This is a genomic window from Pseudomonas sp. CHM02 (assembly GCF_000612585.1).
In the GTDB taxonomy this organism is placed as follows: domain Bacteria; phylum Pseudomonadota; class Gammaproteobacteria; order Pseudomonadales; family Pseudomonadaceae; genus Aquipseudomonas.
Genome location: NZ_JFCA01000007.1, coordinates 58,330 through 67,761, shown reverse-complemented (window position 1 = coordinate 67,761; position 9,432 = coordinate 58,330). Strand labels below are relative to the sequence as shown.

The window sequence follows — 9,432 nt, the reverse complement described above, 5'->3', positions numbered from 1 at the left end:
CACGCTGAACCGTTCAGTCAGTGTGCAGACCGCCCTGAAGCCCTGGAGCTGGTTTTTGATCTGGCCGGTTCATAGCGACGCCAAAGGGAGGGGTCGGACGTCCAAGGGGCATCAACCTGTTGTTTCTGATAATAGAAGGTCACATGGCCTGGCACCCGCGATCGATGCCGATAAAGCCAGCGAAGCTCCGAACCGGCGAAAGAAGTCTCGGTCTTGTTGATCACGTTGGCCATATCCAGATGATCAAGAGCGAAATGCACCTGGCGAGTGCTGTAAGGGTCCGTCAGCGTCTTCAACGCTGACTTACTGGCACGACTGACCAGCTTGCGCTCGAACGTACTCAAGCTTTTGCCATGGTCTGAAAGGGTCTTCTCAAACGAATAGGTGCCAGAAGAAAAATCACTCACGAATTCGTTCGCGAACGCTCGGTTGGCGGCGGTCGATGTACAACCTGCATACTTCGAATTAATGTCGGCATAGAACTGCAGGGCAATCGGTTTGCCGAGGCTCTGGAGCTTTTCCTTAAACTGCTCGCCAGTGAGCTCGCCCTTGCTGTATCGAGTGAACGTGGAAGAGCTTTCGCTTTTCAAGCTCGCCATCGCCGCCCCCATCTCTTCAACCCCGAAATAGGTAACCATTGCGTCCCCACGTGCCGTCAGCTTTGACCAAAAGCTGCGGTAGCTAGCCACGGTACTCCCCTTACCGAAAATGATATCGCCTCGACTGGGTTGAAATTGTTCGCCAAACGACCTTTGCGTGCCGTCGGCATCCGTGAATCGCAAGGGGTTGCCCAACGTCATCGCGTACAGATTCAGACCGTCTGCATCACCCAATGGGTCGGGGCTGATCCAGCGTTGCAGCCACGGCGCGTAATAGCGCGCTCCGTAGTAATACAACCCTGTCGCATCGCGCTCCTTGCCCGCGTAGCGGCGAACCTTGTAATTGGCCCGCTGCGTCCCGTTGGTAGCCCACCACGCCGTCGCGCCATAAGGATAATACTGCTCCTGGCTCAGCAACTGCGCTTGCTCGTCCAGCTCCAGTGAATGGCTATTGAGGTGATCGAGGATGCTGAATTGCACCTGCTCGGCACTCATATCCCCGGGGCGACCGGCCTCCCACTGCAACACCGTGACCCGGCCACCGCCCGTATCGATGTCCAGCACGTTCAAGCACTTGCCAGGTTGTGTGTGCAAGCTCAAACCCGGCAAGTAACACGTTATATGTGTATGGGGTTTGCCGGCGATCTGCTGGCTTCTGATCTTGGCTGTCCGCTGGCCCTGAGCGTCGTAGAGATAACTTTCCACATCGGGGTCACCCTGCTCTCGCTGCACCTGGGTCGCGTGAGAGAGTTGGTTACTCACGTTCCAGCCGAGCTGCTGGCCGCTGCCCAGCCTTTGCTGATTACCGTTGGCATCAAACATCGTCGCCCATTGTCCTGGCGCGCCGTCAGTGACTGACACGGCACGATTGCTACCCGCAGCCACACTCATATCCTGGGTGTAACCCGTTCCACTGCCCGGCACATGGCGAAGGCGTGTCAAGTTGCCATGTTCATCGTAGGTATAATGCTGGGTGTAATTGCGCCAGAGCCCGGAGTCGGTTGCACCAAACGTCACCCGCCCCGGGGCGGCCCGACCACCGCTGTTGCCGGCATGTTCCCGACCGCTGGCCTGAATCAACTGGTACAGACTGTCGTACTGGTAACGGCTGACCGCATCAATGCGGGCATTGCTGTGCCATTGAGTCGGCTGGGCCAGGTCGCTGAGGCTGAGGATATTGCCTACCGCGTCGTACTCGTACACGAGATCCTGTAAAGGCTTGGTGGCTTCGCCCTTGCGATGTACCGTCAGTTGCAGCAAGCGATAATCCTCGGCAGCGTACTTCGCTACTTTGGTGACATCGTTGCCCGCACGCTCGGATTCCGCTTGCCCGTTAGCGTTGTACACGCGCTGGTCCATCAACACCTGGCGCGCCCCCCCCTTTAGGGTCAGCGCTACCTCCTTCAGCCAGCCCTGTTGCCCGTAGTGCCAGTGCCGGCGATTGTCCATTGCGTCGATCTGCTCAACCAGTGCCCCCAAGGCATCGTAGCGCCAGGTCGTGGTATAGGCTTTGAGCGCCAACTGTTCGGCTTGTTTGTCGTCGCTCGATGGCCAGTCAACTGCCGAAGTATCCATGCGAAACCGTCGAGTCTGCTTGATGACGCTCCCACCGATCCCGTACTCATCCATCAGCAAAACACCGGACGGGTCCACATGCCGAATCAGCCGACCACAACGGTTGCCGGCCGCCTCGGCGGGCTCGGCTGCCGCATAGGTCAGGCGCTCGACACAACGCGGCCCTGGCTCTTGTGCAGCCTGTTCGAATACTGCTACCGGGCGTAGCAGACGGTCATAGCGCCGCGCCTGATAGGCTTGGCGCGAATCCCAGCTATGCAACCGCTGCCCCGCCTCACCGCGTAATACCAAGCGCCAGCCAGCATCCGCGCTCTCGGTGCGCACCGACTCGCCCGACAGGCTGTAAATGTTCGATTGCGACGGCACACCCGCAGTGCCACGCGCTAATTGACGCGGGTCCCACTGTTCGAGCAAAAAACCATGGGGCCCAAAAATCTGACGGGTGACCCGGGCCTGCGGGGTCTGCGTCACGCTCTCGCGGTGATACTGAACGGTGCGCACCGCCAGTCCGCGCGGGTCAATGGCCGTCAAGGACGGTGTATTTCGATGCAGAGAATTAGACATAAACTCATGACCTGATTGGCTAAGGTCAAAAAAGTCTAGGGAGGCGCTCGTTGGCGTGGGGGTATTGCGGGGGTGTTTTATGTGTCTGATTACAGGGCCGGAATACGGCAACCTGCGAGCGCGAACGTGTCGCGCCCGTAGGCCTCAAGCCGCGGGCTCAATGCCCGCCGGCGCAGGTCGGCGAGGCCGGCGCTGCGTCGATTTTCGCCCATTCTTCAGGCGTGTAGGTATGCAGCGCCAGCGCATGAAACTCGCTCATCAGGTCACCCAGGGTGGCGTAGACCTTCTGGTGGCGCTTGACGCGGTTGAGCCCCTCGAACAGCGGGCTGACCAGCACGGCCTTGAAGTGGGTCTGCAACCCACGGCTGTGCATATGGCTTTCATCCAGCACGCTCAGGTGGTCGGTGCCCAGGGCGGCAAGCGCCGTTTCGATACGCTGTTGCATGGTCATTCCTGCTTACTTCTTCTTGGCCGGTGCGGCGGCTTTTGGCGTCAGCTCGTTGGTCATGTCTTCCAACAGCTTGTTCACCACCGGCACGGCGCTTTCGAGCTTTTCCTGGGTCATCTGGGCCGATTGCTGGGTCAGCTGCGGCATTTTTTCCAGGACTTTCTTGCCCAGTGGCGACTGGTAGAAGGCAACCAGGTCCTTGAGTTCGGATTCGCTGAAGTTGCTGGTGTAGAGCTTGACCATGTCAGGCTTCAGTTTTGGCCAGCCAATGGCCTGGTCCAGGGCGGCGTTGGCCTTGGCCTGGTAGCTGTCCAGTACGGACTGCTTGGCGGCAGGCGCCTTGGTCTGTTCGAAACGCTGGGCGAACATTTGCTGCACTTGCATGTACACCGGGGTACCCAGCTTATCGGCGTGGGCCAGGGTAAGGAAGGCTTCGGCACTGGCGTTGTGGCTGGCGGTATCGGCAAAGACTTGGCCGCTGGCGCAAACCAGAGCAACCGCGGTACAGATGGCACGAAGACGAGTCATCGAGTTTCCTTTTCTAGCAGGCGAGGTAAGACCCCAAGGGCGCCCATTCTGCGCCTAAAAAACGCCATGGCTCAACCCCACCCCTTGTCGGGCCTGGATTTGCGGCGCTCAATCCGATGAAAAGTCGTTTAGGGGAACCCCCAGGGCCCATCACGGCCTAAACTGCGCAAACGAACCTGAAGGAGTGTGCCCGATGAGCCGTATCGAAACCGACAGCCTGGGAGAAGTCCATGTCCCGGATGATGCTTACTGGGGCGCTCAGACCCAACGTTCACTGGTGAATTTCGCCATCGGCGAACAACGCATGCCCCTGGCGGTACTGCACGCCCTGGCCCTGGTCAAGAAAGCGGCGGCACGGGTCAACGACCGCAATGGCGACCTGCCCGCGGATATCGCCCGCCTGATCGAACAAGCCGCCGACGAAGTGCTGGCCGGTCAACACGACGACCAGTTCCCCCTGGTGGTCTGGCAGACCGGCAGCGGCACCCAGAGCAACATGAACGCCAACGAAGTGATCGCCGGCCGCGCCAACGAGTTGGCGGGCAACAAGCGCGGCGGCAAGAGCCCGGTGCACCCCAACGACCACGTCAACCGCTCCCAGAGCTCCAATGACTGCTTCCCCACGGCCATGAGCATCGCCGCCGTGCAGGCGGTGCATCAACAGTTGCTCCCCGCGATTGCGACCCTCTCCGGCGGGCTCGCGGAGCAGGCTGCCAAGCATATGAAGCTGGTGAAAACCGGGCGCACCCACATGATGGACGCCACGCCGATCACCTTTGGCCAGGAACTCTCGGCCTTTATCGCCCAACTCGATTACGCCGAACGCGCCGTACGCGCAGCCCTGCCCGCCGTGTGCGAGCTGGCCCAGGGCGGCACCGCCGTGGGCACCGGGCTCAATGCACCCCACGGCTTTGGCGAGGCGATTGCCTCCGAGCTGGCGGCGCTGTCGGGCTTGCCGTTCGTCACTGCGCCGAACAAATTCGCCGCCCTCTCCGGCCATGAGCCGCTGGTGACCCTGCATGGCGCGCTGAAAACCCTGGCCGTGGCCCTGATGAAAATCGCCAACGACCTGCGCCTGCTCGGTTCCGGCCCGCGCGCCGGCCTGGCGGAAGTGAAGCTGCCGGCCAACGAACCGGGCAGTTCGATCATGCCGGGCAAGGTCAACCCCACCCAGTGCGAAGCCCTGTCGATGCTGGCCTGCCAGGTCATGGGGAATGACGTGACCATCGGCATTGCGGCCAGCCAGGGGCACTTGCAGTTGAACGTGTACAAGCCGGTGATCATCCACAACCTGCTGGAGTCGATCCGCCTGCTGGCCGACGGCTGCAACAACTTCCAGGAACACTGCGTGGCCGGCCTTGAACCGGATGCCGTGCAAATGGCTGAACACCTGGAGCGCGGGCTGATGCTGGTCACGGCACTCAACCCGCACATTGGCTACGACAAGTCCGCAGAGATCGCCAAGAAGGCCTACGCGCAAGGGTTGACCCTACGGGAGGCAGCGCTGGACCTGGGCTACCTCACCGAGGCGGAATTCGACCAGTGGGTTCGTCCGGAAGACATGCTGGGCGCCTAGGACGCCATGCGCACTCGCCGGGCCTTGAGCCCGGCGAGCAACGACGGCGCCAGCGCCACGGTCGCCGAGCCCAGCACCACCACCAACGCCCCGGTATAACCCAGGGCGTTGATCTCTTCGGCCTGCACATATTCCGGCCACAGCCACGCCGCCAAAGCCACCGCCACGAACGTCACCAGCGGCGTGAGCGCCAGCGTCGCACTGACCCGCGAGGCTTCCCAGTGGGCGAGCGCTTCGGCAAAGGCGCCGTAGGCCACCAGCGTATTCATGCAGCACGCCAGCAACAGCCAGCCTTGCAGCGGGCTCAGGTCCAATGCTTCCAAGGGATGCGCCCAGGGCGTGAGGAGCGCGGCGCAGGACAGGTAGATCACCATCATCACTTGCAGCGAATTCCACACCGTCAGCAATTGCTTCTGGCCCAGGGCGTAGAACACCCAGATCGTAGTGGCGAGCAGGATGGTCAACACGCCAGCGGTGTAGGCGCCGAGTGACGTGAGCATTTCTTCCAGGCGTTGGTTGAAGAACAGGCCGAAGCCGATGATCAGTACCACCAGGCCCAAACCCTGCCCGAGGCTGAAGCGTTCCTTGAACACGAACACACTGGCGATCATCAAGAAGATCGGCCCCATTTGCACCACCAACTGCGCCGTGCCGGGGCTGAGCATCTTCAGGCCGACCAGGTACAACACGTAGTTGCCCACCAGCCCGCACACCGCCATCCCCACCAGCCAGCCGCCCTTGGGGCCCAGCACCTTGCGGCTGGGCAAGCGCCGGGTGAGCGCCAGGTAGACGAACAGACAGCCACCGGCCACGGTCAGGCGAAACCAGGTGACGGTGATCGGGTCCATCACTTGCAGGACCTGTTTGAGTTTGATCGGCAGAATGCCCCAGAGCAGCGCGGTCAGCAGAGTCAGGAGAAAACCGTAGACCCAGCGGCCGGAAGAGATGTGCATGAGTGCCCCGAATGCCTGAGGAAGTGGAAGCAGCATTCTAGGGGCAAGCGAATGAATTGGGCTATGACGCGTTCAAAATGCAGGCGCCGGCTTGCTGGGGTGAGCAGGCTTGCCCTGCGCTGGGCTGCGAAGCGGCCCCAAACCTGCCATTCAGTTTTGCCTGAAAGGACGTGGCGCCTGGGTCAGGGCCGCTTCGCGCCCCAGCGCAGGGCAAGCCTGCTCACTACAACAAGCCCGCACACATTTGATCCGGTTTTTTAACGGGTTTCAGCGCACGGCTTCGAAGAGGCCGGTGGCGCCCATGCCGCCGCCCACGCACATGGTGACGATGCCGTAGCGCAGATTGCGCCGCTGCAACTCACGCACCAGGTGCCCGACCTGACGCGATCCGGTCATGCCGAACGGATGCCCGATGGAGATCGAACCGCCATTGACGTTGTACCTGGCATTGTCGATTTCCAGGCGGTTACGCGCGTACAGGCACTGGGAGGCGAACGCCTCGTTGAGTTCCCACAGGTCGATGTCCGCCACCTGCAAGCCCTTGGCCTTGAGCAGCTTGGGCACCGAAAACACCGGGCCGATGCCCATTTCGTCCGGCTCGCAGCCGGCCACGGTGAACCCACGGAAAAACGCCTTGGGCTTGAGTCCCAGTGCCAGGGCTTTTTCCAGGCTCATCACCAGGGTCATCGACGCGCCATCGGAGAGCTGCGACGAGTTCCCCGCCGTCACCGAGCCGTCTTCGGCGAACACCGGTTTCAAACCGCTGAGGCTGGCCAGGGTGGTGTCCGGGCGATTGCAGTCGTCGCGGTCGACCACGCCATCGAGCACCTGTACTTCACCAGTGTTCTTGTCCTCGACCTTGTACTTGACCGTCATCGGCACGATTTCATCGTTGAACAAGCCGTCGGCCTGGGCCTGGGCAGTGCGCTGCTGGCTTTGCAGGGCGTACAGGTCCTGCTCTTCGCGGCTGACGTTGTAGCGACGGGCGACGATCTCGGCGGTCTGGCCCATCGGGAAGTAGATGCCCGGCACCTGCTCTTTAAGCAGCGGGTTGATCAGGTTGTCGGTGTTGACGCTTTTCAGGGTCAGGCTGATGGACTCGACGCCGCCGGCGACGATGATGTCGCTGCAACCCGAGGCAATCTGGTTGGCGGCGATGGCAATCGCCTGCAAGCCCGAAGAGCAGAAACGGTTGAGGGTCATGCCCGCCGTGCCGGTGCCCAATTGCGAGAGCACCGCCACGTTGCGGCCGATGTTGTAGCCCTGGGCACCTTCGTTGGAGCCGGCGCCGACGATGCAGTCTTCCACCGTGGCCGGGTCGATGCCGTTGCGGGCGAGCAGCGCATTGACGCAATGGGCGGCCATGTCATCCGGACGGGTCTGGTTGAACTTGCCGCGAAAGGATTTGGCCAGGCCGGTTCGCACGCTGTCGACGATCACTACTTCACGCATGGGCTACCTCGATCTTGTGGTTGTTGGATCGAGCATAGATCCGGCCCTGCGCCACCGCGACGATCATTCACCCGGCGTATACAAAAGCATGGCCAGCCGCACGTCAAAGAGCACGGACCGCCCCCTATTTCTTTTTCTTTTTATCGTGCTTGTCGGACTTGGCAAACGCCTCTTCCAAGGCCAGGTTGATGGTGCGTAACACCTTGACCCGCGCCCAGCGCTTGTCGTTGGCTTCCACCAGGGTCCAGGGCGCCACCTCGGTGCTGGTGCGGTCGACCATATCGCCCACGGCAGCCCGGTAGTCGTCCCATTTTTCGCGGTTGCGCCAGTCATCTTCGGTGATTTTGAAACGCTTGAACGGAATCTCTTCACGGGCCTGGAAGCGTTCCAGTTGCGTCTGCTTGTCGATCGCCAGCCAGAACTTGACCACGATCACGCCCGCGTCGCGCAGTTGTTCTTCAAAGTCGTTGATCTCGCCATAGGCGCGCATCCAGTCCGCCGTGGTGCAGAAGCCCTCGATGCGCTCTACCAGCACGCGGCCGTACCAGGAGCGGTCAAACACGGTGAACTTGCCCCGCGCCGGGATTTTCTGCCAGAACCGCCACAGGTAAGGCTGGGCACGCTCGTCTTCGGTGGGCGCGGCGATCGGCACGATGTGGTACTGACGCGGGTCAAGCGCCGCCGCCACTCGCCGGATAGCCCCGCCCTTGCCCGCCGCATCGTTGCCTTCAAACACCGTGACCAGGGCGTGCCTGCGCATGCGTTTGTCGCGCATCAGGCCGGAGAAGCGCGCCTGTTCGGTGATCAGTTGCTCTTCGTAATCGTCCTTGTCCAGGCGCAGCGTCATGTCGAGACTGTTGAGCAGGCTCATCTGGTCGACGGCAGAGGGCAACGGCGCCGGGTTCATGCCGCTGGCCTTGCCCTTGGGCAGTTTCAAGGCGTTTTGCAGGCCTTCGAGCAGGATCTTGCCCACGGTGAGGCTGCGATAGTTGCTGTCGACGCCTTCGATCACATGCCACGGCGCATAGTCACGGCTGGTACGCCGCAGCACGCGCTCGCCAAAATGCACGAACTTGTCGTAGGTCTCGGACTGCTGCCAGTCCAGCGGGCTGATGCGCCAGCTGTGCAGCGGGTCATCGGCCAACGCCTTGAGCCGCGCCTTCATCTGCTTCTTGGACAGGTGGAACCAGAACTTGAAGATCAACGCGCCTTCGTCGCAGAGCATTTTTTCCAGGCGCTCGGCGCCGGCGATGGCCTGGTCGAGGCGTGCGTCCTTGATCTGCCCGTGCACGCGGCCTTGCAGCATCTGGCTGTACCAGTTGCCGAAAAAGATGCCCATGCGCCCTTTGGCCGGCAGTTGGCGCCAGTAGCGCCAGGCCGGTGGCCGCGCCAGTTCTTCGTCGGTCTGCTGGTCGAAGGTGCGCACTTCGATCAGGCGCGGGTCCATCCATTCATTCAGCAACTTCACGGTCTCGCCCTTGCCGGCGCCTTCGATGCCGTTGATCAGGATGATCACCGGGAAGCGCTTCTGTTGTTGCAGCTCGTACTGCACTTCCAGCAAGGCTTCGCGCAGGGCAGGCACTTCGGCCTCAAAGGTGTCTTTGTCGATGGCGTGACCGATTTCGGCGGATTCGAACATGGGCAGCTCCATTTTAGCGATGGATCAAGACTAGCGGATTGGGCAACGCCTTGCGGGAGGAAATTCCACGGGTGCTTGCCGTGGGTCAATTCAAAGCC

The 9,432-nt window shown here is 61.5% G+C and carries 7 protein-coding genes; 1 reads left to right on the top strand and 6 read right to left on the bottom strand.

Annotated elements, in window-relative coordinates:
- Positions 1 to 17 precede the first annotated feature (17 nt).
- The 3 genes from BM70_RS0105295 to BM70_RS0105285 form a co-directional block, all read right to left on the bottom strand.
- Positions 18 to 2,738 carry an RHS repeat-associated core domain-containing protein gene (locus tag BM70_RS0105295; protein WP_025855035.1) on the bottom strand — a complete coding sequence of 907 codons (2,721 nt, stop codon included), beginning with the start codon at positions 2,736 to 2,738 and terminating at the stop codon, positions 18 to 20.
- Positions 2,739 to 2,895: 157 nt separating this feature from the next.
- Positions 2,896 to 3,189 (bottom strand): BolA family transcriptional regulator, encoded by a 294-nt coding sequence (locus BM70_RS0105290; protein WP_025855034.1) that lies wholly within the window; start codon positions 3,187 to 3,189, stop codon positions 2,896 to 2,898.
- A 6-nt stretch (positions 3,190 to 3,195) separates the two neighbouring features.
- Complete coding sequence (locus BM70_RS0105285; RefSeq protein ID WP_025855033.1) at positions 3,196 to 3,714, bottom strand: DUF2059 domain-containing protein; 519 nt, start codon at positions 3,712 to 3,714, stop codon at positions 3,196 to 3,198.
- A gap of 193 nt (positions 3,715 to 3,907) precedes the next feature.
- Here BM70_RS0105285 and BM70_RS0105280 point away from each other — a divergent pair, with 193 nt between their 5' ends.
- The gene (locus BM70_RS0105280; protein WP_025855032.1) at positions 3,908 to 5,290 is read left to right on the top strand and encodes a class II fumarate hydratase; all 1,383 of its coding nucleotides are present in this window, start codon (positions 3,908 to 3,910) and stop codon (positions 5,288 to 5,290) included.
- On the opposite strand, the gene BM70_RS0105275 is transcribed toward BM70_RS0105280, so the two are convergent.
- The 3 genes from BM70_RS0105275 to pap form a co-directional block, all read right to left on the bottom strand.
- Complete coding sequence (locus BM70_RS0105275) at positions 5,287 to 6,243, bottom strand: DMT family transporter (protein WP_025855031.1); 957 nt, start codon at positions 6,241 to 6,243, stop codon at positions 5,287 to 5,289. The two genes, BM70_RS0105280 and BM70_RS0105275, sit on opposite strands and share 4 nt — an antisense overlap.
- Before the next feature lie 267 nt (positions 6,244 to 6,510).
- The gene (locus BM70_RS0105270) at positions 6,511 to 7,695 is read right to left on the bottom strand and encodes a thiolase family protein (protein ID WP_025855030.1); all 1,185 of its coding nucleotides are present in this window, start codon (positions 7,693 to 7,695) and stop codon (positions 6,511 to 6,513) included.
- Between the two features lie 124 nt (positions 7,696 to 7,819).
- On the bottom strand, positions 7,820 to 9,334 hold the full coding sequence (gene pap, locus BM70_RS0105265) for a polyphosphate:AMP phosphotransferase (protein ID WP_025855029.1): 1,515 nt from the start codon (positions 9,332 to 9,334) through the stop codon (positions 7,820 to 7,822).
- Between the last annotated feature and the right edge of the window lie 98 nt (positions 9,335 to 9,432).

What these genes read in the sequence shown, in the direction of transcription:
- BM70_RS0105280 (WP_025855032.1), top strand. Translation starts at nt 3,908, where the DNA reads ATGAGCCGTATCGAAACCGACAGCCTGGGAGAAGTCCATGTCCCGGAT.
- BM70_RS0105285 (WP_025855033.1), bottom strand. Translation starts at nt 3,714, where the DNA reads ATGACTCGTCTTCGTGCCATCTGTACCGCGGTTGCTCTGGTTTGCGCC.
- BM70_RS0105295 (WP_025855035.1), bottom strand. Translation starts at nt 2,738, where the DNA reads ATGTCTAATTCTCTGCATCGAAATACACCGTCCTTGACGGCCATTGAC.
- BM70_RS0105270 (WP_025855030.1), bottom strand. Translation starts at nt 7,695, where the DNA reads ATGCGTGAAGTAGTGATCGTCGACAGCGTGCGAACCGGCCTGGCCAAA.
- BM70_RS0105275 (WP_025855031.1), bottom strand. Translation starts at nt 6,243, where the DNA reads ATGCACATCTCTTCCGGCCGCTGGGTCTACGGTTTTCTCCTGACTCTG.
- BM70_RS0105290 (WP_025855034.1), bottom strand. Translation starts at nt 3,189, where the DNA reads ATGACCATGCAACAGCGTATCGAAACGGCGCTTGCCGCCCTGGGCACC.
- pap (WP_025855029.1), bottom strand. Translation starts at nt 9,334, where the DNA reads ATGTTCGAATCCGCCGAAATCGGTCACGCCATCGACAAAGACACCTTT.